Annotated in this window: 18 protein-coding genes and 1 pseudogene; 16 read left to right on the top strand and 3 right to left on the bottom strand. The window is 73.1% G+C overall.

Translation table 11 applies throughout. The features are described 5' to 3' along the window. Positions 1-307: 307 nt before the first annotated feature. Positions 308-2,365, top strand: coding sequence for an elongation factor G (gene fusA, locus JK359_RS17915; RefSeq protein ID WP_201836733.1), 2,058 nt, complete (start codon positions 308-310; stop codon positions 2,363-2,365). A 331-nt stretch (positions 2,366-2,696) separates the two neighbouring features. On the opposite strand, the gene JK359_RS17910 is transcribed toward fusA, so the two are convergent. Continuing rightward, the gene (locus JK359_RS17910) at positions 2,697-3,986 is read right to left on the bottom strand and encodes an ROK family protein (RefSeq protein WP_201836732.1); all 1,290 of its coding nucleotides are present in this window, start codon (positions 3,984-3,986) and stop codon (positions 2,697-2,699) included. A gap of 195 nt (positions 3,987-4,181) precedes the next feature. On the opposite strand from JK359_RS17910, the gene JK359_RS17905 reads away from it, so the two are divergent. The 6 genes from JK359_RS17905 to JK359_RS17880 all read left to right on the top strand — a co-directional run bounded on the left by JK359_RS17905 (position 4,182) and on the right by JK359_RS17880 (position 12,137). Continuing rightward, positions 4,182-5,498, top strand: a complete 1,317-nt coding sequence (locus JK359_RS17905) for an ABC transporter substrate-binding protein (RefSeq protein ID WP_201836731.1) — start codon at positions 4,182-4,184, stop codon at positions 5,496-5,498. A gap of 6 nt (positions 5,499-5,504) precedes the next feature. Then, positions 5,505-6,491 (top strand): carbohydrate ABC transporter permease, encoded by a 987-nt coding sequence (locus tag JK359_RS17900; protein WP_201836730.1) that lies wholly within the window; start codon positions 5,505-5,507, stop codon positions 6,489-6,491. 76 nt (positions 6,492-6,567) lie between these two features. Then, positions 6,568-7,407 (top strand): carbohydrate ABC transporter permease, encoded by an 840-nt coding sequence (locus JK359_RS17895; protein ID WP_201837176.1) that lies wholly within the window; start codon positions 6,568-6,570, stop codon positions 7,405-7,407. Between the two features lie 29 nt (positions 7,408-7,436). After that, on the top strand, positions 7,437-8,801 hold the full coding sequence (locus JK359_RS17890; RefSeq protein WP_201836729.1) for a GH1 family beta-glucosidase: 1,365 nt from the start codon (positions 7,437-7,439) through the stop codon (positions 8,799-8,801). Positions 8,802-9,182: 381 nt separating this feature from the next. Continuing rightward, on the top strand, positions 9,183-11,069 hold the full coding sequence (locus tag JK359_RS17885; protein WP_201836728.1) for a DUF2075 domain-containing protein: 1,887 nt from the start codon (positions 9,183-9,185) through the stop codon (positions 11,067-11,069). A 354-nt stretch (positions 11,070-11,423) separates the two neighbouring features. After that, positions 11,424-12,137: a YcnI family copper-binding membrane protein gene (locus tag JK359_RS17880; RefSeq protein WP_201836727.1), complete on the top strand. Its 714-nt coding sequence runs from the start codon at positions 11,424-11,426 to the stop codon at positions 12,135-12,137. Positions 12,138-12,360: 223 nt separating this feature from the next. On the opposite strand, the gene JK359_RS17875 is transcribed toward JK359_RS17880, so the two are convergent. Then, positions 12,361-13,131 (bottom strand): CDP-alcohol phosphatidyltransferase family protein, encoded by a 771-nt coding sequence (locus JK359_RS17875; protein ID WP_201836725.1) that lies wholly within the window; start codon positions 13,129-13,131, stop codon positions 12,361-12,363. Positions 13,132-13,239: 108 nt separating this feature from the next. Here JK359_RS17875 and JK359_RS17870 point away from each other — a divergent pair, with 108 nt between their 5' ends. The 5 genes and pseudogenes from JK359_RS17870 to JK359_RS39160 form a co-directional block, all read left to right on the top strand. Beyond that, on the top strand, positions 13,240-14,223 hold the full coding sequence (locus JK359_RS17870) for a zinc-dependent alcohol dehydrogenase (RefSeq protein WP_201836723.1): 984 nt from the start codon (positions 13,240-13,242) through the stop codon (positions 14,221-14,223). Between the two features lie 116 nt (positions 14,224-14,339). Further along, complete coding sequence (locus JK359_RS17865) at positions 14,340-14,738, top strand: 6-pyruvoyl trahydropterin synthase family protein (protein ID WP_201836721.1); 399 nt, start codon at positions 14,340-14,342, stop codon at positions 14,736-14,738. Then, the gene (locus JK359_RS17860) at positions 14,735-15,916 is read left to right on the top strand and encodes a glycosyltransferase family 4 protein (RefSeq protein ID WP_201836720.1); all 1,182 of its coding nucleotides are present in this window, start codon (positions 14,735-14,737) and stop codon (positions 15,914-15,916) included. Before JK359_RS17865 ends, JK359_RS17860 begins: the two co-directional genes overlap by 4 nt. 632 nt (positions 15,917-16,548) lie before the next feature. Continuing rightward, on the top strand, positions 16,549-17,454 hold the full coding sequence (locus tag JK359_RS17855; protein ID WP_201837174.1) for a class I SAM-dependent methyltransferase: 906 nt from the start codon (positions 16,549-16,551) through the stop codon (positions 17,452-17,454). Further along, positions 17,451-18,626 (top strand): annotated as a pseudogene (locus JK359_RS39160) (lysylphosphatidylglycerol synthase transmembrane domain-containing protein); the annotation flags it as partial. The gene JK359_RS17855 and the pseudogene JK359_RS39160, both read left to right, overlap by 4 nt. Before the next feature lie 311 nt (positions 18,627-18,937). Here the strand turns inward: JK359_RS39160 and JK359_RS17845 are convergent. Further along, complete coding sequence (locus JK359_RS17845; RefSeq protein ID WP_201836718.1) at positions 18,938-19,714, bottom strand: creatininase family protein; 777 nt, start codon at positions 19,712-19,714, stop codon at positions 18,938-18,940. 38 nt (positions 19,715-19,752) lie between these two features. On the opposite strand from JK359_RS17845, the gene ribA reads away from it, so the two are divergent. From ribA to JK359_RS17825, 4 genes are all read left to right on the top strand, one after another. Then, a complete protein-coding gene (gene ribA, locus JK359_RS17840) occupies positions 19,753-20,424 on the top strand; it encodes a GTP cyclohydrolase II (protein ID WP_201836716.1) in 672 nt (223 codons plus the stop codon). 90 nt (positions 20,425-20,514) lie between these two features. Continuing rightward, positions 20,515-21,660 (top strand): NAD(P)/FAD-dependent oxidoreductase, encoded by a 1,146-nt coding sequence (locus tag JK359_RS17835; protein ID WP_201836714.1) that lies wholly within the window; start codon positions 20,515-20,517, stop codon positions 21,658-21,660. Beyond that, positions 21,657-22,715 carry a saccharopine dehydrogenase gene (locus JK359_RS17830; protein WP_201836712.1) on the top strand — a complete coding sequence of 353 codons (1,059 nt, stop codon included), beginning with the start codon at positions 21,657-21,659 and terminating at the stop codon, positions 22,713-22,715. The genes JK359_RS17835 and JK359_RS17830 overlap by 4 nt, the downstream gene beginning before the upstream one ends. After that, complete coding sequence (locus tag JK359_RS17825; RefSeq protein ID WP_201836711.1) at positions 22,712-23,866, top strand: saccharopine dehydrogenase family protein; 1,155 nt, start codon at positions 22,712-22,714, stop codon at positions 23,864-23,866. The genes JK359_RS17830 and JK359_RS17825 overlap by 4 nt, the downstream gene beginning before the upstream one ends. Positions 23,867-23,875 lie beyond the last annotated feature (9 nt).

Raw genomic sequence — 23,875 nt, 5'->3', positions numbered from 1 at the left:
TCACCACGCAACCGGCGCCGCCCCGCAGCGGGGCCGCCGGTCGGGACCGGAACGACGAGCGAGGGGGGCCAGGCCGTGTACGAGCGCACCGCTGTCATGGCTCCCCGTTCCCGGTACGAGGTGATCCTCGTGTCCTCGTCCGGCCGGTGCCCGCTGCGCGGCCGGCACCGGAACCCGTGACGCCCCGCTGACACCCCGGCGCCCTGCCCGGCATCCCGCCCGGCCGGCGCCGTACCGTCCGCTCCGAACGGCGCACGGGAAATCGCGCTGCCCTTTTCAGCACCGTTTCCCCGAAAGGCACCGGGCCGTGCGCAACCACACCGACCACCTCGCCGCCGTACGCAACCTCGGCATCCTCGCCCACGTCGACGCGGGCAAGACCACCGTCACCGAGCGGATCCTCTTCGCGACGGGCACCACCCACAAGCGGGGCGAGGTGCACGACGGCACGACCGTCACCGACTTCGACCCGCAGGAACGCGACCGCGGCATCACCATCTTCGCCGCCGCGGTGACCTGCACCTGGGACGGCCACCGCATCAACCTCATCGACACACCCGGCCACGTCGACTTCGCCGACGAGGTCGAGCGGTCGCTGCGCGTCCTCGACGGGGCGGTCGCCGTGTTCGACGCCGTAGCCGGGGTCGAGCCGCAGAGCGAGTCGGTGTGGCGGCAGGCCGACCGCCACGGCGTGCCGAGGATCGCGTTCGTCAACAAGCTGGACCGCGCCGGGGCCGACCTCGACCGTGCCGTCGACTCCATCCGGGAACGGCTGCACCCCGCGCCCCTGGTCGTCCAGCTGCCGATCGGCGCCGAGGACGGCTTCACCGGCGTGGTGGACCTGGTGCGGATGCGGTCCCTGGTGTGGCGGGACGGGCTGAGCGCGGCCGTGGAAGAGGCGGTGCCCGAGGAGTTGCGGGAGGAGGCGGTACGACGGCGGCGCGCGCTGGAGGAGGCGGTCGCCGAGCGGCATCCGGCCGCCCTGGAGGAGTTCTGCGACCACGAGACGCTCTCGGCCGCGACCCTCACCCGGGCACTGCGCGACCTCACGCTCAATGGGGACGGCGTCGTCGTGCTGTGCGGCTCCGCCTACCGCAACCGCGGCATCGAACCGCTGCTGGACGCGGTGCTGGCCTACCTGCCGTCTCCGCTGGACGTACCCGCCGTGCGCGGGGTCCACGAGGGCGCCGAGCAGCGCCGGGCCGCCGATCCGGAAGTGCCCTTCGCGGGGCTGGTGTTCAAGGTGACCGCGACCGGCACCGGGCGGCTCGCCTATGCGCGCGTCTACTCGGGCACGATCGAGAAAGGGGACACCGTGTGGGACCCGGGCAACGGGCGCGGCGAGCGGGTGGCGCGGATCCTGCGGGTCATGGCGGACCGGCACGTCCAGCTGGACCGGGCCGTGGCGGGCGACATCGTCGCGCTCGCGGGGGTGAAGTCGGCCCGGGTCGGCGCCACGCTGTGCGACGCCGGTGCCCCGCTGCTGCTGGAGCCGCCCGTGGCCGCCGACCCCGTGGTGTCCGTGGCGGTCGAGGCACGGCGGAGCACGGACACCGGACGGCTTGCGACGGCGCTCGCCCGGCTCGCCGAGGAAGACCCCTCGCTGGTGGTGCGTACCGACGCCGAGACCGGGCAGACCGTGCTGTCCGGGATGGGCGAACTCCACCTGGAGGTCGCGGTGGAGAAGATCCGCCGCGACGGCGGCCCGGAGGTCACCGTGGGCCGCCCCAGGGTCGCCTACCGGGAGACGGTCGTCGGCGGAGTGAGCGGGTTCGTGTTCCGGCACGTCAAACAGGATGGCGGGGCGGGGCAGTTCGCCCATGTCGTGCTCGACGTGGAACCGCTCGGGCCCGAAGCCGGCGTCACCGGCTTCGAGTTCCGCTCCGCCGTGGTCGGCGGGCGGGTGCCGCAGGAGTACGTGCGCGCGGTGGAGGCCGGCTGCCGGGACGCCCTCGCCGAGGGACCGCTCGCCGGGCACCCGGTGACCGGGCTGCGTGTCACGCTCACCGACGGCTCCACGCATGTGAAGGACTCCTCCGACACGGCCTTCCGCACCGCCGGCCGGCTCGGCCTCCGCGACGCCCTGCGGGCCTGTACGACGGTGTTGCTGGAACCGGTCGCCGAGGTGACGGTGACCGTGCCGGAGGACGCGGTCGGCGGGGTCCTCGGGGACCTGGCCGCCCGCCGGGGCCGGGTCGGCGGCTCGGAGAGCAGGGGCGGCGCGGCCGTCCTGACCGCGACCGTGCCGCTGGCCGAACTGTTCGGTTACGCCACGCGGTTGCGCAGCCGCACGCAGGGCCGGGGCACCTTCACCACCCGGCCCGCGGGCTACGCACCGGCGCCACAGCCGGCAGCGGTCCGGTAGTCCCGCCGGCCGCCTGCACCGCCGTCGCGACTGCGGTGGTGCAGGCGGCCGGGGTCACGCCCCCAGCCTCGCCCGCCCCGGCCCGCACATCCCCCCACATGGCCCACGCCTCGGATCGCGCCCCACCCCGCGTACCGCCCACGCTCGCACCGCGCGCCCCGCCACCCCGGCCTTGCCGACCCTCCGGGCCCCCACATCACCTCCCACACGGTTCACGCCTCGGATCGCGCCCCACCGCGTACCGCCCACGCTCGCCCCGCGCCGCCCCGCCCACCCCCGGCCTCTCACACCAACCGCCCCTGACATCAACGCCTTTTACACCAACCGCCCCTCACATCAACCGCCCTTCCAGCGCCGTCCGCCAGGCCGGTGAGGGGGCCGGTGGGGTTGCCGGGCGGGGGCGGTGGCCGCCGGCTGCGAAGAACGCGGCCAGGGGGAGGACCGCCGCTCCCACGGTCACCGCGTCCGGGCCGAGCCGGCCCAGTTCGACGCTCACCCGGCCCGCCGGGTAGCGCAGCGCCTGGGCCAGGGCGTGTGCGCGCACCCGCTCCAGGAAGCCCGACCCGAGCCGGAGGCCCGCCCAGCCGCCGACCAGGACCCGCTCCGGCTGGAAGAGGTTGATCAGGTCGGACAGTCCCGCGCCGAGGTACGCGGCTGTCTCCTCGAGCACCGCCGCGGCCACCGCGTCCGGTGCCCGGCCCTCCGCGGGGCGGGCCGCGGTCAGCAGCTCGCCCAGCGCCTGCTCCTCGTCCGCCCCCGCGGTGGGCCGCCCGCCCGCCTCCCGCCAGCGCGCCACCAGTGCCTCGGCACCCGCGTACGCCTCGAGGCAGCCGTGCGCCCCGCACCGGCACCGGCGCCCGGCCACCCGCACCGTCAGGTGGCCCCACTCCACGGCCCGGCCCCGCGCCGCCTCCTCGGCGACCACGCAGGCGCCGACGCCCGAACCGAACAGCACGACCACGGCGCTGCGTGCCCCGCGGCCACCGCCGAACCACATCTCCGCCTGTCCCAGGGCCTTGGCGCCGTTGTCGATGAAGAGCGGTACGTGCGCGGGAAGCCGGCCGGTCAGGCGCAGCAGCCGTTCCAGGGGCACGGCGTCCCAGCCGATCGTCTGGCCGTGCACGACGGCACCCCCCGGGCCGGAGTCCTCGATGATGCCGGGGACGCCGACACCGATGCCGAGGAGTTCGCCCGGGGAGGGGCCCGTCGCCCGCAGTACCGTGCCCACGCCGTCCACCACATGACCGACGACGGCGTCGACGTCGTAGCCGCGTGGCCCCAACGGGTGCTCGCTGCGGGCGAGTTCGGTGAAGGCCAGGTCGAACAGCTCCACCCTGACCCGGGTCTCGCCGACGTCGACGCCGATCAGGTGTCCGCTGCCCGGCCGTATGCGCACCAGCCGGCTCGGCCGGCCCGCGTCGGCACCGACGGTGCCCGCCTCCTCCAGCAGGCCGTCGGCCAGCAGCCCGGCCACCACATTGCTGACGGAGCCCGAACTCAGACCCGTCGCCGGGCCCAGCGCCTGCCGGCTCATCGGCCCATCGACATACAACCGTTGCAGAACGGCGCTCCGGCTCTCCCGTCGCAGGTCACGCACTGTACGGCCGCCCAACTCCGCCACCTGGCCTCCCAGTTTGCCGCGTTTTGCCGCTCCGCCGGATCGGTTGCCGGTGCCGGATCCCTTGACGAGCGATTGTCTTGAGGTTTAACTCACGTCCTAAATTAAGCCATGAGGGCGGTCGTGGGTCGAACGGGGTGCCGGTCCCCGCCGATCGCCCTCGCGGTTGCCGACTCCCGGAAAGGGACCCCAGGAGCCATGCGCAGTATCCGAGCCGCGGCCGTAGGCGCCGTCACCCTGTCTCTCGCCCTCGCGGCCACGGCCTGCGGAGGCGGTTCGTCGAACGGGAGCGGGTCGAACGACTCGCCCGGGACCCTGACGTACTGGGCCTCCAACCAGGGCGCCAGCATCGCCGTCGACAAGAAGGTCCTCCAGCCCGAACTCGACAAGTTCGAGAAGAAGACCGGCATCAAGGTGAAGCTGGAGGTCGTGCCCTGGTCGGATCTGCTCAACCGGATCCTGACCGCGACCACCTCCGGTCAAGGCCCGGACGTGCTCAACATCGGCAACACCTGGAGCGCCTCGCTCCAGGCGACCGGCGCGCTGCTCCCGTGGGACGACGGGAACTTCGCGAAGATCGGCGGCAGGGACCGTTTCGTGGACTCCGCGCTGAGCTCCACGGGCGTCCGCGGCAAGGACCCGGCCGCCGTCCCGCTGTACTCGATGGCCTACGCGCTCTACTACAACAAGAAGATCTTCGCCGACGCCGGTATCGCCGAGCCGCCGGCCACCTGGGACGAACTGGTCGCGGACGGCAAGAAGATCAAGGCCGGGGGCAAGGCGGTGCTCGGCGCCGAGGGCGCGAACCTGTCGGAGAACATCCACCACGTCTTCGTCTTCGCCAAGCAGCACGACGCCGACTTCTTCACCGCCGACGGCAAGCCCGACTTCACCGGCCCCAAGGTGGTCGACGCGGTCAAGCAGTACGTCGACCTGATGGCCAAGGACAAGGTCATCCCCACCGGTGACGCCGAGTACGCGCAGAACCAGTCGGTGAGCGACTTCGCCAAGGGCAAGCAGGCCATGCTGCTGTGGCAGTCCGCCGCCGCCAACCTCACGTCGCAGGGCATGAGCGAGGACGCCTACGGAGTCGCCCCCGTGCCCGTGCGGTCCGGCGCCCCGGGCAGCGGCCCCCAGGTCAACTCCATGGTGGCCGGCATCAACATCGCCGTCTTCAAGAACACCCGCAACCTCGACGGCGCCACGAAGTTCGTGGAGTTCATGACGTCCGACGCCGAGCAGAAGACCCTCAACACCGCCTACAGCACCATCCCGCCGGTCAAGGCCGCGCAGGGCGACGCGGCGTTCGACGCCCCCGACACCGCCGTCCTCAAGAACACCCTGGCCACCAGCGCGGCGGCGCTGCCGCAGGTCCCCTCCGAGTCACAGTTCGAGACGGCGGTGGGCACCGCCGTGAAGGACCTGTTCGCCGACGCCGCCGCCGGACGGGCGGTGACCACCGACTCCGTCAAGGCCGAGCTGGAGAAGGCCCAGCAGCAGATGCCGGCGGCCTGATCCGAGATGACCACCACCGCCCTGAAAGAGCCGGTGCGCCCGACGTCCCCCGGTGCGGCGCGCGAACCCCGCCGCCGCACCGGGCGGATCCGCCGCATCGGACTGCCCTACCTGCTCCTGCTGCCCGCCCTCCTGCTCGAACTCCTCGTCCATCTGGTGCCGATGGTCATCGGCGTCGTGATGAGCTTCAAGGAACTCACCCAGTTCTACATCCGTGACTGGGGGGCCGCCCCCTGGTCCGGCTTCGGCAACTACAAGGTGTCGGTGGACTTCGACGCCCCCGTCGGCAAGGCCCTGCTGCACTCCTTCTCCGTCACCGTCGGCTTCACCCTGCTGTCGGTCGGCCTGTGCTGGCTGATCGGCACCGCCGCCGCGATCTGCATGCAGGACACCTTCCGCGGCCGGGGCCTGCTGCGCGCCCTGTTCCTGGTGCCGTACGCGCTGCCCGTCTACACGGCCGTCATCACCTGGGTGTTCATGTTCCAGCACGACAACGGCCTGGTGAACCACGTCCTGCACGACCAGCTCCACCTCACCGGCGAGCCGTCCTTCTGGCTCATCGGTGACAACAGCTTCTACGCGCTGCTCACCGTCTCGGTGTGGAGGGGCTGGCCGTTCGCCTTCCTCATCGTGATGGCCGGACTGCAGAACATCCCGCGGGAGCTGTACGAGGCGGCCGCGCTGGACGGCGCCGGGATGTGGCAGCAGGTCCGCCGCATCACCCTGCCGTCGCTGCGGCCCGTCAACCAGGTCCTGGTCCTCGTGCTGTTCCTGTGGACGTTCAACGACTTCAACACGCCGTACGTGCTGTTCGGCAAGTCCGCCCCCGAGGCCGCCGACCTCGTCTCGGTCCACATCTACCAGGCCTCCTTCGTCACCTGGAACTTCGGTACCGGCTCCGCCATGTCCGTCCTGCTGCTGCTCTTCCTGCTGGCCGTGACCGGCGTGTACCTGCTGGTCACCTCGCGCGGACGGAGGGCCGCCGATGTCTAGCCCGCCCCGCGCCCGGCCGAAGCGCAACTCGCCGTGGTCCGCCCCGTCCACCGCCCCGCCCAAGCGCAACTCGCCGCTGGCACCACCCCGTTCCTTCCTGTGGTCCCGGCGGATCTTCCTCACCGTGCTCACCGGGTTCGTGCTGGTCCCGGTGTACGTGATGGTCTCCAGCTCGCTGAAACCCCTCGCCGACGTCACCGGCAAGTTCCGCTGGCTGCCCAGCGGGCTGACCGTCCGGCCGTACATCGACATCTGGTCCACGGTCCCGCTCGCCAAGTACTTCGTGAACTCGCTGATCGTGGCCGGCGCGGCGACCCTGTGCTCGGTCGTCATCGCCGTGTTCGCGGCCTACGCGGTCAGCCGCTACGAGTTCCGCGGCAAACGCGTCTTCACGGTCACCGTCCTGTCGACGCAGATGTTCCCGGGCATCCTCTTCCTGCTCCCGCTGTTCCTGCTCTACGTCAACATCGGCAACGCCACCGGCGTCGCCCTGTTCGGCTCCCGCGGCGGCCTGATCCTGACGTACCTGACCTTCTCCCTGCCCTTCTCGATCTGGATGCTCATCGGGTACTTCGACTCGGTGCCGCGCGACCTCGACGAGGCGGCCCTGGTGGACGGCTGCGGCCCGTTCGGCGCGCTGCTGCGGATCGTGGTGCCGGCCGCGGTCCCGGGCATCGTCGCGGTCGCCGTGTACGCCTTCATGACCGCGTGGGGAGAGGTGCTCTTCGCGTCCGTCATGACCAATGACACCACCCGCACCCTCGCCGTCGGTCTCCAGGGCTACTCCACCCTCAACGACGTCTACTGGAATCAGATCATGGCCGCCTCGCTGGTCGTCAGCGTGCCCGTGGTGGCCGGCTTCCTCCTCCTGCAGCGCTATCTCGTCACCGGTCTGACGGCAGGCGCCGTCAAGTGACCGGCACCCCGTACTCCGAAGGGACTTCCGTGTCCGAACGCATCGACCTGGCCGCCTTCCCGCACGACTTCCTGTGGGGCACGGCCACAGCGGCGTACCAGATCGAGGGTGCCGTCGCCGAGGGCGGCCGTTCGCCCTCGATCTGGGACACCTTCTCGCACACCCCGGGGAAGGTCGCGAACGGCGACACGGGCGACACCGCCTGCGACCACTATCACCGGTGGCGCGAGGACGTCGGCCTGATGCGCCGGCTCGGCGTCAACGCCTACCGGCTGTCCGTGGCCTGGCCGCGCGTCGTCCCGGACGGGCGGGGCGCGGTGAACCCCGCAGGCCTGGCGTTCTACGACGAGCTGGTGGACGCCCTGCTGGAGGCGGGCGTCACCCCGTCCGTCACGCTCTACCACTGGGACCTGCCGCAGGTGCTCCAGGACCACGGCGGCTGGCCCGAGCGGGACACCGCCTTCGCCCTGGCCGACTACGCCTCGGCCGTCGCGGACCGCCTCGGCGACCGCGTCACGCTCTGGGCGACCCTCAACGAGCCCTCCTGCTCAGCCTGGATCGGCCACCTCGAGGGCAGGATGGCCCCGGGCTGGACGGACCTGACCGCCGCCGTCCGGGCGTCCTACCACCTGCTCCTCGGCCACGGCCTGGCCACCGAGGCGATCCGCGCCGCAGCCCCCGCCGCCCGGGTCGGCATCGTCAACAACCTCTCCACCGTGCACCCGGCCACCGACCGCCCCGAGGACGGCGAGGCGGCCCGCCGGCACGACGGGCACGTCAACCGCTGGTGGCTCGATCCGGTGCACGGCCGCGGCTTCCCCGCCGACATGGTGGAGACCTACGGCGTCGAACTCCCCGTACTCGGCGGTGACCTGGAGACGATCGCCGCCCCGCTGGACTGGCTGGGTCTGAACTACTACTTCCCGGCGTACGTCGCCCACGACCCCGGCGGGCCGGCACCGTACGTCCGTTCCGTGCGCCGTGAGGGCGTCCCGCGCACCGGCATGGACTGGGAGATCGACGCCGACGGCATCGAGACGCTGCTGCTGCGGCTCACCGAGGAGTACGGCGCCCGGAAGATCTACGTCACCGAGAACGGCTCCGCCTTCCCGGACGTCGTGCGCCCCGACGGCAGCATCGACGACCCCGAGCGCCAGGACTACCTCGAGCGGCACCTCGCCGCCTGCGCCGCGGCCGCCCGCAAGGGCGCCCCGCTCGCCGGCTATTTCGCCTGGTCGCTGCTGGACAACTTCGAGTGGGCGTACGGCTACGACAAACGCTTCGGTCTGGTCCACGTCGACTACCGCACCCAGGTGCGCACGATCAAGGGCAGCGGACACCGGTACGCGGACATCGTCCGGGTCCACCGCGGCCGCTCACACCGGGCCGCCTGAGCCGGGCCCGGAGGGCCGGTGGACACGGAGGCAGATCCCGTGCCCACCGGCCGGCACCACAGCGAGCCGCAACTTTCGCTCCACCCACCCGTACTCGGGGCCTCCCGCAGCCGAGCGTGGACCGCGTCGCGGGCGGCGGAGTGCAGGCGGAGGTGGCCTGGGTGCGGTGGAGCAGAAGGGCTGGAAGCACAGGAGCCGGGTACGGGAGCGTGCGCTCGCAGCGCATGGTCCCTCCGCGTGCGCCCCCGCGCGTCGACCGGGGCCAGGTACGCTTGATCACATCGTCATAGCGGCCCGACGGGCTTCCGCTCCGCCACGGCGGAGTTTCGAAGGACACGCCCCCACCCGCACGAGTCACTTCGTGCTGCCTGGGGGAAGTTCTTGCTGTTCCGCGAGTCCGCCCGAACGATCGCCGCGAGTGCGCTCGAGAGTTCGCTCTACCTCCACCTCACCGAGCAGTTCGTCCACATGCACGGCCACCGGCCCAGCGCCGCCGAAGTCCGCTCCTGGGAGCGGAGCATCCCCGCGCTGACCGCCGCGCTGAACGACGCGGGCCTGGGTGCCGTCGAGGTGATGCTCGAGTACGCGCTGCCACTGAACAGCAAGCGTGCCGACGCGATCCTCGCCGGAGTGCACCCGGCGACGGGAGAGCCGTCGTACGTCGTCGTGGAGCTGAAACAGTGGAGCCAGGCCGAACCGGACGAGGACGACCCGGCGCTGTGCCGGATCGATGCCTACGCGCACCCGGTCCTCAACCCCATCGAGCAGGTGCGGCGGTACTGCGAGTACCTCGTCAACTTCAACGGCGCCGTGGCCGGGCACCCGGGCAGGGTCAGCGGCGTGGCGTACCTGCACAACGCCACGGAGTTCGGAGTGGGCGGTCTACGGGCCCTCGAACTCGACGACCGGGGCCAGATGTTCACGGGGGAGCGGCGGGGAGAGTTCATCGACTACCTCCGCAGCAGACTCCGCGCGCAGACGCCGGGAGCCGGGGCCGCCGACGAACTGCTGGCGGGCAAGGCGGTGCCGTCGAAGCAGCTGATGTCCGTCGCGGCCCAGGAGGTGCGTGACCGCGAGCAGTTCGTGCTCCTGGACGAGCAGCAGGTCGCGTACCGCATGGTGCTCAACGCCGTACGCAAGGCCAAGCAGTCCGATCACAAGGAGGTCGTGGTCGTCACCGGCGGCCCGGGCACCGGAAAGAGTGTGATCGCGCTCTCCCTGCTGGGTGAGCTGTACCGTCAAGGTGTGCCGGCGCTGCACGCCACGGGCTCGCAGTCGTTCACCAAGACGATGCGCAAGGTCGCGGGTACGCGCAAGCGGGAGGTCCAGGACCTCTTCAAGTACTTCAACAGCTTCATGACGGCCGAGCGGAACTCCCTTGACGTGCTGATCTGCGACGAGGCCCACCGCATCCGCGAGACCTCCGCCAACCGGTACACCCCGGCGGCCCAGCGGACCGGCAGACGACAGATCGACGAACTCATCGATGTCGCCCGCGTCCCCGTCTTCCTCCTCGACGAACACCAGGTGGTGCGCCCCGGCGAGATGGGAACGGTGGAAGACATCAAGGCGGCCGCGGCGGCACAGGGCCTCGAGTGCCAGGTCGTACCGCTGGAGAGCCAGTTCCGCTGCGGTGGCAGCGACGCGTATCTGCGCTGGGTGGTGCGCCTTCTCGGCCTGCAGCCGGGCGGGCCGGTGGTCTGGGAACCCGACGACCGCATGCAACTGCTGGTCGCCGACAGCCCTTCGGAGCTGGAGGCCTTCCTGGAGGCCCGGCGCGCCCACGGCTACGGCGCCCGTATGTCGGCCGGATACTGCTGGCCGTGGTCCCCGGAACCCAGGCCCGGCGATCCCCTCCCTGCCGACGTGACGATCGGCGACTGGGCACGCCCCTGGAACCTCCGTGGCGAGCGCTCGGTCTCCGGGGCACCGCCGTCCGCGCTGTGGGCCACCGACCCTGCCGGCTTCGGCCAGGTGGGCTGCGTGTACACCGCCCAGGGCTTCGAGTACGACTGGTCCGGTGTGATCATCGGCCCCGATCTCGTCTGGCGCGGCGACCGTTGGATCACGGACCGTACGCAGTCCAAGGACCCGGTCTTCAAGAGGTCCACGTCCGACGCGGACGTGGACCGCCTGATCCGCAACACCTACAAAGTGCTGCTCACCCGCGGCATGATCGGCACGGTCGTGTACTCGACGGACCCTGAGACGCGCGGGAAGCTCCGTGAGCTGTGCGGTCGGACGGAGCGGGAGTCCGCCGTGGTGTGACACTCGAGGCGCGCGGCCCGTGTTCCACTCCGGCACCGGGCGCGCTGTACACCTCCGCGGCGGTGATGAACGCAGCTTCTGCGCGGCACGTATCTCCCGGCCGTGGGAAGATCCCTCACCATGAGCGCGTCCCCGACGGTGAGAGGTGTGCGTGCCGCCGTGTTCGCCGCGGCCATGCTTCTCACCCAGGCGGTCCCGCACCTCGCCTTCGACGCGGCCCGCGCCCCGGGCGACTGCGTGCCAGGCCGCCGGACTCCGCTGCGTCACGCGGTCCGTCGGCGCGGGCCACCGGTCCTGATCCCGTACTCGCTCCGGCCCCTCACGCCCATCCTTCGTACGGAGATCCATTCACCCATGTCCACGTCACGCATCACCCTGCGCCGTGCCGCAACCGTCACCGCCGTCGCCGCCGGCTCGGTCCTGCTCGCCGCTGGTGTCGCCTCCGCGCACGTCACCGTCCACCCCGAGAGCTACGCCAAGGGAGCCACCGACGGCGTCCTCACCTTCCGCGTGCCCAACGAGGAGGACAGCGCCTCCACCACCAAGGTGCAGGTGTTCCTGCCGACCGACCACCCCGTCCTCGGCGTCCTCGTCCACCCGCAGGACGGCTGGACCGCCAAGGTGACGACCACGAAGCTCAAGACCCCGGTCAAGACCGACGACGGCACCATCACGGAGGCCGCCTCCGAGATCACCTTCACCGGCGGGAAGATCGGCGCCGGGCAGTACGAGGACTTCGACGTCGCCTTCGGACAACTGCCCGAGGACACCGACCGGTTGACCTTCAAGACGCTGCAGACCTACTCCGACGGCAAGGTCGCCCGCTGGATCGAGCAGCCGGCCGGTGACGAGGAGCCGGAGACCCCGGCGCCCGTGCTGGAACTGACCGCCGGCGGTGAGGGCACGGCCCCCGCGGCGTCGAAGACCGGCGCGGCCGGCACGTCGGAGGCCGCCGACGCGAGCGACTCCACCGCCCGCGGGCTCGGTGTCGCCGGGCTGGTGGTCGGCGTGCTCGGCCTCGCCGCCGCCGCGTTCGCGCTCGTACGGGGACGGTCCACGCGGTCATAACCCGGCGCGGCACGACACGCACGACACGCACGACACACCATCGGGCCACGGGACACGAAAGGGCCGCGGGAACTCGAAGGCCCGTGGACACGTGTGGGTCGCGGGAATCGATGGGCCCGTGGACACGTGAGGGCCGCGACACGAAGGGCCCGGGACACGAAAGGGCCGCGGGACGCTGAAGGGCCCGGACCGGTACCGGTCCGGGCCCCTCGCGTGCGGGTGTTCAGTGGGCCGCCAGCTCAAGCACCCTCGGCTCCGGCTCGGGACCCGTCGGCTGCGCCGCCGTGCGCGGGTTGCGCCACAGCCACAGCACGTCCCGGCCGAAGGACCACACCAGGGAGCCCAGCGCCAGCAGCGCGACCGCCAGGTTGACCGCGGGCGGCAGCAGCTCGGCGCCCGCCACCAGCAGGCAGATGCCCTGGAGCGCGGCGACCGTCTTGCGGGCGAACGACGGCGGCAGCGGCGCGTTCAGCCAGGGCGCGACCCGGGCCGCGGCGACGAACGCGTACCGCATGCCGCCGATCAGGAGCACCCACGGGCCCAGCTGCATGGACACGTACACGCTCAGCACGAGGATCAGGAACGCGTCGACCTCCATGTCGAAGCGCGCGCCCAGCGCGGTCGAGGTGCCGGTACGGCGGGCGACCTTGCCGTCCACGCCGTCCAGCAGCAGGGCCACGGCCGTCAGGGCGACCAGCAGCGTCACCGGCGGCGCGCTCTCGAAGGAGTCCGCGACCAGCGCGGTCACCCCGCCGACCAGAGTGGCCCGGCCGAGCGTGACCCGGTTCGCGGGGCCGAAGGAGCGCAGCCGGGACCGGTGCAGGGCACGGGAGAGGACCGCCCAGGTGGCGAACGCGAAGGCGAGCCCGGTCAGCCAGCCGGCCAGCCCCATGCCGATCGCCGAGCCGAGCAGGGCCAGCAGCAGGATCTGGACGCCCGCTCCCACGGCCGTCTCCTGCTGGAGCCTCGCGTCAAACGTGTTGTTCAGGGCCACCGCGCATTCCTCCGGCCGAGTGACAGAGTCGATCAACGCCGCGTACTCTGCGCGGCCTGTGCACAACTCGGTACGTGAACAACTTCCCGATCGTTCAGGAGGATGCCGATGAACCGGTCGGCCCGCGCGTTCTGGCTCCGCTCACCCGGCCACGGGGAACTGCGGGACGTCACCCTCGCGGCGCCCGCCGAGGACGAGGTCCTCGTGCGCGCCCTGTACTCCGGGGTCAGCCGCGGCACGGAGACGCTCGTCTTCCGCGGCGGGGTGCCGGAGAGCCAGCACGCAGTCATGCGGGCCCCGTTCCAGGAGGGCGGTTTCCCGGGCCCGGTGAAGTACGGCTACCTCAGCGTGGGCGTGGTCGAGGAGGGCCCGGCCGGGCTGCTCGGCCGCACGGTGTTCTGCCTGTATCCGCACCAGAGCCGTTACGTCGTCCCGGTGAGCGCCGTCACCGTGGTGCCCGAACGCGTGCCCGCCGCGCGGGCCGTACTCGCCGGAACCGTCGAGACCGCCGTGAACGCCCTGTGGGACGCGAGGCCGCTGATCGGTGACCGGATCGCGGTGGTGGGCGGCGGCATGGTCGGCTGCGCGGTCACCGCGCTGCTCGCCCGGTTCCCGGGCGTGAGGCTGCAACTCGTCGACGCCGACCCGGACCGCGCCAAGACCGCCGAGGCGCTCGGCGTCGACTTCGCCGCGCCCGCCGACGCCCTCGGCGACTGCGACCTCGTCGTGCACGCCAGCGCCTCCGAGGCCGGCCTCACCAGGGCCCTGCAGCTCCTCGCCCCGGAGGGCACGGTCGTGGAGCTGAGCTGGTACGGCGACCGGAGCGTCGCCCTGCCGCTCGGCGAGGCCTTCCACTCCCGCCGGCTCACCGTGCGCAGCAGCCAGGTCGGCACCGTCTCCCCGGCCGCCCGGGCCGGCCGCGGCTACGCCGACCGGATGGCCCTCGCCCTGGACCTGCTCGCCGACCCGGCGCTGGACGCGCTCGTCACCGGGGAGTGCGCGTTCGAGGAACTCCCCGACGTCATGCCGCGGCTCGCCTCCGGTGAGATCCCGGCCCTGTGCCACCGGGTCCGGTACGCGGTGACGGCCTGACCTGAGAAAAGAGTGAGGGACGGCTGAACACGGGGAAGCGAGGAGCCGTACTAGAGGGCATCCCCCGGCGGTCAAGGGCAGGGGGACCGGACGCGCCGCACCTGGAGGGTCGTCAGTTGTTCAGCATCACCGTCCGCGATCACATCATGATCGCCCACAGCTTCCACGGCGAGGTTTTCGGGCCCGCGCAGCGACTGCACGGCGCCACCTTCCTCGTCGACGCGACGTTCCGCCGCGAGCAGCTGGACGAGGACAACATCGTGGTCGACATCGGCCTGGCCACCCAGGAACTGGGGGCCGTCACCGCCGAGCTGAACTACCGCAACCTCGACGACGAACCCGAGTTCGCCGGCACCAACACCTCCACCGAGTTCCTGGCCAAGGTCATCGCCGACCGGCTCGCCGAGCGCGTCCACAAGGGCGCGCTGGGGGAGGGCGCCAAGGGCCTCGCGGGGATCACGGTCACCCTGCACGAGTCGCACATCGCCTGGGCGAGTTACGAGCGTGACCTGTGACCGACCTGACCGTGGAACGGGCCCGTCTCACGTACGTGCCCGCGCAGGCCGTCGCCGCCGAGAACGCCGGAATCGTCCCCATGTCCCTGCGCAACGTGCACTTCGTCATGCCGGGCGGCGTCGACGACCCGGCCACGCCCAGCGGCGGCAACGCCTACGACCGCCGGGTCTGCCTGGACCTGCCCGGCTTCGGCTGGCAGGTCACCCGGCACGCCGCACCGGGCAGTTGGCCGCGCCCCGACGGCACCGCCCGGGAGGGCCTGGCCCGCGTGCTCCGCGGCCTGCCGGACGGCACGGTGGTCCTCCTCGACGGCCTCGTCGCCTGCGGCGTCCCGGAGATCGTCGTCCCCGAGGCCGCACGGCTGCGCCTCGCCGTCCTCGTCCACCTGCCGCTCGGTGACGAGACCGGCCTGGACCCGGCCGTCGCCGCCGACCTGGACGGCCGTGAGCGGACGGTGCTGCGGGCGGCGCCCGCGGTCATCGCCACCAGCGACTGGGCGGTCCGCCGGCTCGTCTCCCACCACGGACTCGCCCCCGACCGGGTGCACGTCGCCGCGCCCGGCGCCGACATCGCACCCCTCGCGCCCGGTACCGACGGCGTCTCCCGGCTGCTGTGCGTGGCCGCCGTGACCCCGCGCAAGGGCCAGCACCGGCTGGTGGAGGCCCTCGCGGCGGTCCGGGACCTGCCCTGGACCTGCGAGTGCGTCGGCGGTCTCGGCCAGGACCCCGCGTACGTCGCCCACCTGCGCGAGCTGATCACCCGGTACGGCCTCGCCGACCGGCTGCACCTGAGCGGCCCGCGCTCCGGTGCCGACCTCGACGCCGCCTACGCCGCGGCCGACCTGACGGTCCTCACCTCGTACGCCGAGACCTACGGCATGGCGGTCACCGAGGCCCTGGCCCGTGGCATCCCGGTGCTCGCCACCGACGTCGGCGGGCTGCCCGAGGCGGTCGGCCGCGCTCCGGACGGCGGCGTGCCCGGCATCCTCGTGCCGCCGGAGGACCCCGCCGCGCTCGCAGCCGAACTGCGCGGCTGGTTCGGCGAACCCGACGTGCGCCGCCGTCTGAAGGCCGCGGCCCGGAGCCGCCGCGCCGCGCTCGACGGCTGGGCGACCACCGCCCGCAGCCTGGCCGGAGTCCTCGGACGACTCCCCGAACCCCCGAGGAGGGCGGCATGAGCGGCGCCAGGAGCGGCGGGAGCCGTGGAGGTGTTCCGGCCGGGTTGTCCGCGGCGAAGCGGGGGCCGGGCCGGCCTGCCGCGATCCGGTCGGAGACCGGCGGACTGATCCCGGCGCAGCCGGGGCCCGCCGACGAGGAGTCCGTGCGGGGAACCGCGAACACGCGGAACGAGGAGGCGGCGGCCGTGGACAGCGCTGCGGGTACGGAGACCCAGGGCACGAAGCCCGGGAACGCTTCCGGGGCTGGGGCCCTGGAAATGGAGCGCGGGGATGCTTCCGGGGCTGGGGCCCTGGGCATGGAGCGCGGGGATGTTCCCGGGGCTGGGGCCCTGGGCGCGAAGCCCGGGAACGCTTCTGGGGCTGGGGCTGGGGCTGGGGCCTTGGGCATGGAGCGTGGGGATGCTTCCGGGGCTATGGCCCTGAGTATTGACCGCGGGAACGCTGCTGAGGCGGGAGCCTTGGGCACCGAGTCCGGGAACGCTTCTGAGGTGGGAGCCTTGGGCACCGAGTCCGGGAACGCTTCTGAGGCGGGAGCCTTGGGCACGGGGCCCGGGAGCGTTTCCGAGGCCGGGGCGCAGGGTGGTGCCGTCGGAAGCGCGGCGGGCGGGCCGGCCGGCGCCGCCGGTCCGGTCATCGCGGGTGCCGGGCCCGTGACCCGCCCCGGTGAGCGGGCCACCGTGCGGCTGCGGGACGGCGGCCCCGAGGAAGGCCCGCGGTACGCGCCCGAGTGGCTGCAACTGCGCGAGCCCGCCGACGCGGCGGCCCGCGCGGAGGACCTGCTCGACCCGCTGCGGATCCGGCTGGCCAACCTGCCGGGCCGATCCGGCGGACTGGTCGTGCACGACCTGGGCTGCGGCACCGGCTCGATGGGCCGCTGGCTCGCGCCCCGCCTCGACGGCGCCCAGCACTGGGTCCTGCACGACCGGGACCCGTACCTGCTGCACTTCGCCGCCGTGGCGTCCCCGCGCTCCGCCGCCGACGGCAGCCGCGTCACGGTCGAGACCCGGCGCGGCGACGTCGCCAGGCTCACCCCGGACGCGCTCACCGGTGCCTCGCTGGTGACAGCGTCCGCGCTGCTCGACGTCCTCACCGAGGAGGAGATCGAGACCCTGGCGGACGCCTGCACGGGCGCTGGCTGCCCGGTCCTGCTCACGCTCTCCGTCGCGGGCCGGGTCGAACTCGCCCCGGGGGACCCGCTGGACGCCGAGATCGCCGACGCGTTCAACGCCCACCAGCGGCGCACCGGACTGCTCGGCCCGGACGCGATCACCTTCGCCTGCGAGGCGTTCTCCGAGCGCGGTGCCACGGTCCGCGTGCAGCCGAGCCCGTGGCGGCTCGGGCCCGGCGAGGCCGCGCTGACCGAGCAGTGGCTGCGCGGCTGGGTGGGCGCGGCCGTCGAGCAACGGCCCGAGCTGGCCGACCGGGCCGAGCGCTACCTGAACGCCCGGCTCGCCGCCTGCGCGGCCGGCACACTGCGGGTCACCCTCCACCACAGCGACCTGCTGGCCCTGCCCCGGCCCACGGACGGCGCGGCATGAGTACGGGGGCTGCGGCGGGGGCCGGGACGAGGGCGGTGCCGGGGCCGTCCATCGGCACACAGACGCGCACGACGCCCCCGAACCCGGCACACACGCGCACGGCCCTGGCGACGAGCCGAGCCCGCCGCCGCCCGGCACCGTCACCGGACACAGCCCACACGGCCCCGACACCCCCGGAGGCGACTCGCGCATCCGGGGCGCAGGCCGACGCGCTGCCGGCCGCCGCGACCGGCGCCTCCGCGGTGCAGGCCGCCGCGACCGGCGCATCCGCGGTGCCGGTCGACGTGACCTGCGCATCCGCGGTGCCGGCCGACGCGACCGGCGGCGGCGTGGCATCGGCGGGTGAGGCCCGGCGTCGTGACTCCCGTTCCCTGCGAGCCCACTTGGGCACCCTCGTCGGCACCGGCATCCTCGTCGCGCTGCTGTGGCGGCTCGGTACCGGTGTGCTGCTGGACGGGCTGCGGCGGATCGACGCCGTGACGGTGCTGGCCGCGCTCGGCATCGGCGCGGTCACCACCGTGTTCAGCGCGTGGCGCTGGCAGTTGGTGGCCCGGGGGCTGCGGCTGCGGCTGCCGCTGGGCGCCGCCGTCGCCGACTACTACCGCGCGCTGTTCCTGAACGCGGCCCTGCCCGGCGGGATCCTGGGCGATGTGCACCGGGCGGTCCGGCACGGGCAGAGCGCAGGTGACCTCAAGCGTGGTGTGAAGGCGGTCGTACTGGAACGCGTCGCGGGGCAGGTCGCGCTGGCCGTGGCCGGTGCGGCGGTGCTGCTGACCCTGCCGTCGCCGGTACGTGCCGATGTCCGTGGCTTCGCGCCGCTGCTCGCCCTGGCCGCCGCCGGGGCGCTGGCCGTCGCGCTCGCCGTGCGGATGAACCGCCCGCCGGCCCGCCGGGGCGGCGCGCTGCGGCAGACCCTCGGCGAGGCCCGCCGGGGATTGGCCTCCCGGCAGAGCGGGCCAGGGGTCGCGCTGTCGTCCGCGATCGTCCTGGCCGGGCATCTGGCCATGTTCGTCGTGGCGGCCCGCATCGCCGGCTCGGCCGCCCCGGTGGCGGTCCTGGTGCCGCTCGCCGTACTGGCGCTGGTGGCGATGGGTCTGCCGCTGAACGTCGGCGGTTTCGGCCCCCGGGAGGGCGTCACCGCATGGGCGTTCGGCGCGGCGGGGCTCGGCGCGGACACCGGAGTCGCGGTGGCCGTCGTCTACGGCGTGCTGAGCCTCGTGGCGAGCCTGCCCGGGGCCGTCGTACTCGCCTGGCGCTGGTACGAGGGCCTGCGCGCCGGATCCCCCACTCCGGCGCCCGGCCGGGTGCCCGGCCCCCGGCCCGCTGTGGGCCCCGCCCTGCCGGGACCGCCCGCGACCGACGTGCGCCTTCCGGCGGAGTGCCGCGGGGCGGGCACGCGTCCGCCGGACGGGGAATCCGCGACCGACGAGCGCCTGCCGGCCGGGGCCGCCCCCATGGGCCCCGGCCGTGCTCCCGCCCCGGGCTACTCCTCCCCGGTCGCCGAGGTGAGCAGCGCGAAATACGGCTCGAAGGATTTCACGAGGCTCGCCAACAGCGCCTTCCCCTTTTCCGCCGAACCCAGGGAAGGACGGCCGATGACGCCCGATTCCGTATAGGCGGACATTCCCACGGTGAGTAGATGGCGCCGGTCGTCGGCGGTGAAATCGGCGGACTCGTGTCCGGGTCGGACGAATTCGGGGTGAGCGTGCAGCAGAATCGAGGTCTCGATTTCTCCCGCGTGCATGTCGGTGAGCAGCGAGGTGACCACACCGGCCCGCTCCCGCGCCCCCTCCCAGTCCTCGGCGGCCGGGAACAGCGCCATCCGCTCGCCGCGCGCGGACGCCTCCTGGACGACGTTGCCCAGCACGTAGTTGCCGCCGTGCCCGTTCACCACGACCAGCGCGTCGACGCCCGAACGGCGCAGCGACGCGGCGATGTCCGAGACCACCGCGTGGAGGGTCACGGACGAGATGCTGACGGTCCCCGGCCAGGCGACGTGCTCGTGCGAGCAGGAGACCGTCACCGGAGGAAGGAGGTGCACCGGGTACGCGGCGGCGATCTCCCGCGCCACGGCGCAGGCGACCAGCGTGTCGGTCGCCAGCGGAAGGAACGGACCGTGCTGCTCGAAGCTCCCGACGGGAAGGACCGCGACCTGTGCTGAAACGCCCGCCCCCCTGGTCCGTACGTCCTCCGTGGTGTCCGCCGGCACCACTACGTGTGCCACCCCGTAGCCGTCCGCCTGTACGCCCGAACCACTCATCTTTTCACGGCCTTTCGTCTCTGCTTAGGAATCAGATCATGACAGAAAACACCAGCGTCAACATCGGCGTACTCGGCAAGAAGTCCCCGCGGCGTTCGGGCGCGGAACGCGTCGTGAATGCACCGTTGCCCACCGTGTACGGGAAATTCCAGGCGATCGGCTACCTGGACCACGACCGCGGTGACGAGCAAGTGGCCCTGGTGTACGGCGAGATAGGCACCGAGGACGTGCTCGTCCGGCTCCACTCGGAGTGCCTGACCGGGGACGCGTTCGGCTCCCGGCACTGCGAGTGCGGCGACCAGCTGGAGGCCGCCCTGCGCGGGGTCGTCGCCGAAGGCAGCGGCATCGTCGTCTACTTGAGGGGACACGAGGGCCGCGGCATCGGACTGCTCGCCAAGCTGCGCGCGATGGCCCTGCAGGCGGAGGGCCTGGACACGGTGGAGGCGAACCTCGCGCTGGGCCTGCCGGTCGACGCCCGCGACTACAAGGTCGCCGCCGAGATCCTGCGCGACCTCGGAGTGCGCTCGGTACGGCTGATGTCCAACAACCCGGCCAAGCGGGACGCGCTGGTCCGGCACGGCATCGAGGTCGCCGAGCAGGTGCCGCTGCTGATCGAGCCGTGCGAGAGCAACATCACCTACCTGCGGACCAAGCGCGAGCGGATGGACCACCACCTGCCGCACCTGGACGCCGTCGCCCACGGCTCCTGACGCCGGCCGGTTCGGCGGGCGGCCGGGTGGACAGGATCAGGGGGCGATCGTGACCGCGCGGTGAGACGGTGGAGCGGTGAAGGAGGCGGCGTGAACCTTCGGGCCCGGGTGGTCATCGTCGGCGGCGGGGTGATGGGCACGAGCATCGCCTGGCACCTGGCCCGCGCCGGGGTGCGGGACGTCGTCCTCGTCGAGCGGGACGAGCTGGCCGCCGGCTCCACCTCCAAGGCCGCCGGAGGGGTGCGGGCGCAGTTCTCGGACGAGCTGAACATCCAGCTCGGCGCGCGCAGCCTGGAGGCGTTCGGCCGGTTCGCGCAGGAGGTCGGGCAGGACATCGGACTGCACCGGGTCGGCTATCTGTTCCTGCTGTCCACCCCCGGGCAGCTGGCCTCCTTCGAGGCGGGGGTGCGGCTGCAGAACTCCCTCGGGGTGCCCAGCCGCCTGCTCACCCCGCGGGAGGCCCGCCGGCTGTCCCCGCTGATCGGCACGGACGGCCTGCTGGCCGCCGCCTGGTCACCCGACGACGGCCACTGCACCCCCGAGGCCGTCGTCCACGGCTACGCCACGGCCGCCCGCGGCCACGGCGCCCGCATCCTGCGTCACACCGAGGTCACCGGCATCGAACTGCGCGGGGACACGATCACCGCGGTCAGTACGACCCTCGGCCGGATCGAGACGGAGACGGTGATCTGCGCGGCCGGCGCCTGGTCGCGGGCGGTCGGCGCGATGGCGGGAGTGGAGCTGCCGGTGCAGCCGTTGCGCCGGCAGATCGCTGTCACCGGGCCGGTCCCGGGCCTGCCGCCCGACCTGCCGATGACCATCGACTTCACCACCAGCCTCTACTTCCACCGAGAGGGCCCCGGCCTGCTGCTCGGCATGTCCGACCCGGACGAGAAGCCGGGTTTCGCCACCGCCACCCACGACCGCTGGATCCCGCGGCTCGCCGAGGCGATGCGGCAGCGCGCGCCGGCCCTGCTGGACCTGCGGCGCACCGGCGGCTGGGCGGGCCTGTACGAGAACACGCCCGACCACAACGCCCTCATCGGCGAGGCGACGACGGTGTCCAGGTTCCTGTACGCGACCGGCTTCTCCGGGCACGGCTTCCTGCAGGGACCCGCCGTCGGCGAGATCGTCCGTGACCTGTACCTCGGACGCGTACCCTTCCTGGACATCAGCCCCCTGAGCGCCGGCCGGTTCACGGCCGACGCCCCGCGCCCGGAGGCCAACCTGGTATGACCGAGCTGCACCTGTGGCTGCGCCACGAGCCCCGTACGACCGAACGGCGCACACCGGTCGTCCCCGCCGACGCCCGCCGTCTGACCGGCAGCGGGGTGAGGCTGACCGTCGAGGAGTCCCCGCAGCGGATCTTCCCGGTCGAGGAGTACGAGGCGGCCGGCTGCCGGCGCGCCCCGGCGGGCTCCTGGCCGACGGCACCGCGGGACGCCGTGGTCCTCGGCCTGAAGGAACTCCCCGGCGAACCGGCGGAACTGGCGCACCGGCACGTCTTCTTCGGGCACGCCTACAAGCGGCAGCCGGGCGCCGCGGAGCTGCTGCGCCGGTTCGCGGCCGGCGGCGGGGCGCTGCTGGACCTGGAGTACCTGGTGGACGACGAGGGCCGCAGGCTCGCCGCCTTCGGTTTCTGGGCGGGCTACCTGGGCGCGGCGCTCGCCGTGCTCCAGCACCGGGGCAGACTCGCGGCACCGCTCACGCCGACGGCCAAGGACGACCTGGACGCCGAGCTGCGGCCGGCCGCCGGCGACGAGGAGTTCACCGCGCTCGTGATCGGCGCCCTGGGCCGCAGCGGCCGGGGCGCCTGGACCGCCTTCGGCACGGCGGGCGTCCCGGTGACCCGCTGGGACCTGGCGGAGACCCGGGACCTGGACCGGCAGGCCCTGCTCGGGCACGACGTGATGGTGAACGCGGTCCTCGCGACCAGCCTGGTCCCGCCGTTCCTGCGCGAGGAGGACCTGGACACCCCGGCCCGCAGGCTGCGCACCCTGTGCGACGTCACTTGCGACGTCGGCTCGCCGTTCAACGTCCTGCCGGTGTACGACCGCACCACCGACTGGACCGAGCCCGTGCGCCGCCTGCGCAAGGAGCCCCCGCTGGACCTCATCGCCATCGACAACCTGCCGTCCCTGCTGCCCCGCGAGTCCAGTGTCGACTTCTCGGCGGCCCTGCTGCCGCAGCTGCTCGCCTTCGGCTCCGGCGCTGCCTGGGGCCGCTGTCTCGACCGGTTCCACCAGGCCTGCCGTGAACTCGGCATCGTCGAAGGGGAGTGGGAGTCATGACCGACCGTGTCCCGGCGAGCGGCACCGTCCACTGGGTCGGTGCGGGCCTGTCCACCGGCAGCGGCCTGGCCGCCCTGTGCGCCTCGGCCGGCCGGGTGCTGCTGTGGCACCGCACCGTGGACCGGGCGGCCGAGGCCCTGGCCGGCCTGGGACTGACCGGCCGGGCCGAGCCGCGGGCCCTCGGCCCGGACGCCCTCGCCGCCGGACTCGGGCCGGGTGACGTCGTGGTGTCGATGCTGCCGGCTGCGGAGCACGCCGGGCTGCTGGCCGCGTGCGTGCGGGGCCGGGCGCACTTCGCCTGCTCCAGCTATGTGTCGCCGGAGGTGCTCGAGCACGCCGGGGCGGCGCGGGCGGCCGGTCTCGTCGTCCTCACCGAGACGGGCCTGGACCCCGGCATCGACCACCTGTTCGCGCACAGTCTCATCGGCCGCGCCCGGGCGCGGGTCGGCGAGCACACGCCGGCCTCCTACCGGCTCACCTCCTACTGCGGCGGCGTCCCGGCCGTGCCGAACGAGTTCCGGTACCGCTTCAGCTGGGCCCCGCTCGGTGTCCTCAACGCCCTCCGCTCACCCGCGCGTTACCTGGACGAGGGCACCGAGACCACGGCGGACCGCCCCTGGGAGGCGACGCGGACGCTCGTCCTGGCCGGCGAGACCTTCGAGGCGTACCCCAACCGGGACAGCATCCCCTTCATCGACCAGTACGACCTGCCCGACGCATGGTCCCCGCGCACCTTCGTCCGGGGCACCCTCCGGCTGGACGGCTGGCTCAAGGCGTGGCAGCCGGTCTTCGAGGAGCTGACAGCGGGCGACGACGACCGGATCGCGGCGCTGGCCCGGGAACTGGCGGACGCTCACCCGACTACGGAGGCCGACCGCGACCGGGTGGTGCTGTCCGTCGCACTGGAGGTCGACGCGGGGGAGGGCCGCACCTGGACCGGCGCCTACCTGCTCGACCTGACCGGTGACACGGAGGAGTCCGCGATGGCCCGTTGTGTCTCCCGTCCGCTCGCCCTGGGCGTGGGCCGCATCCTGGACGGCAGCCTGCCGGCGGGCCTGCACCGGGCGGCGGAGACCGCCCAGCGGTCGGACCGCTGGCTGGCCGAACTCGCTGATCAGGGAGTGGAGTTCACCTTGACCCTCGGCCAGTAGCGGGCCGCC

Source organism: Streptomyces actinomycinicus, assembly GCF_016741775.1.
In the GTDB taxonomy this organism is placed as follows: Bacteria; Actinomycetota; Actinomycetes; order Streptomycetales; family Streptomycetaceae; genus Streptomyces; species Streptomyces actinomycinicus.
This window is presented reverse-complemented; position numbering and strand designations above follow the sequence as displayed.

Bases quoted from the DNA above. Each gene is read 5' to 3' on its own strand.
- JK359_RS17880 (WP_201836727.1), top strand. From the start codon at position 11,424: ATGTCCACGTCACGCATCACCCTGCGCCGTGCCGCAACCGTCACCGCC.
- ribA (WP_201836716.1), top strand. From the start codon at position 19,753: ATGACAGAAAACACCAGCGTCAACATCGGCGTACTCGGCAAGAAGTCC.
- JK359_RS17900 (WP_201836730.1), top strand. From the start codon at position 5,505: ATGACCACCACCGCCCTGAAAGAGCCGGTGCGCCCGACGTCCCCCGGT.
- JK359_RS17870 (WP_201836723.1), top strand. From the start codon at position 13,240: ATGAACCGGTCGGCCCGCGCGTTCTGGCTCCGCTCACCCGGCCACGGG.
- JK359_RS17905 (WP_201836731.1), top strand. From the start codon at position 4,182: ATGCGCAGTATCCGAGCCGCGGCCGTAGGCGCCGTCACCCTGTCTCTC.
- JK359_RS17825 (WP_201836711.1), top strand. From the start codon at position 22,712: ATGACCGACCGTGTCCCGGCGAGCGGCACCGTCCACTGGGTCGGTGCG.
- JK359_RS17830 (WP_201836712.1), top strand. From the start codon at position 21,657: ATGACCGAGCTGCACCTGTGGCTGCGCCACGAGCCCCGTACGACCGAA.
- JK359_RS17845 (WP_201836718.1), bottom strand. From the start codon at position 19,714: ATGAGTGGTTCGGGCGTACAGGCGGACGGCTACGGGGTGGCACACGTA.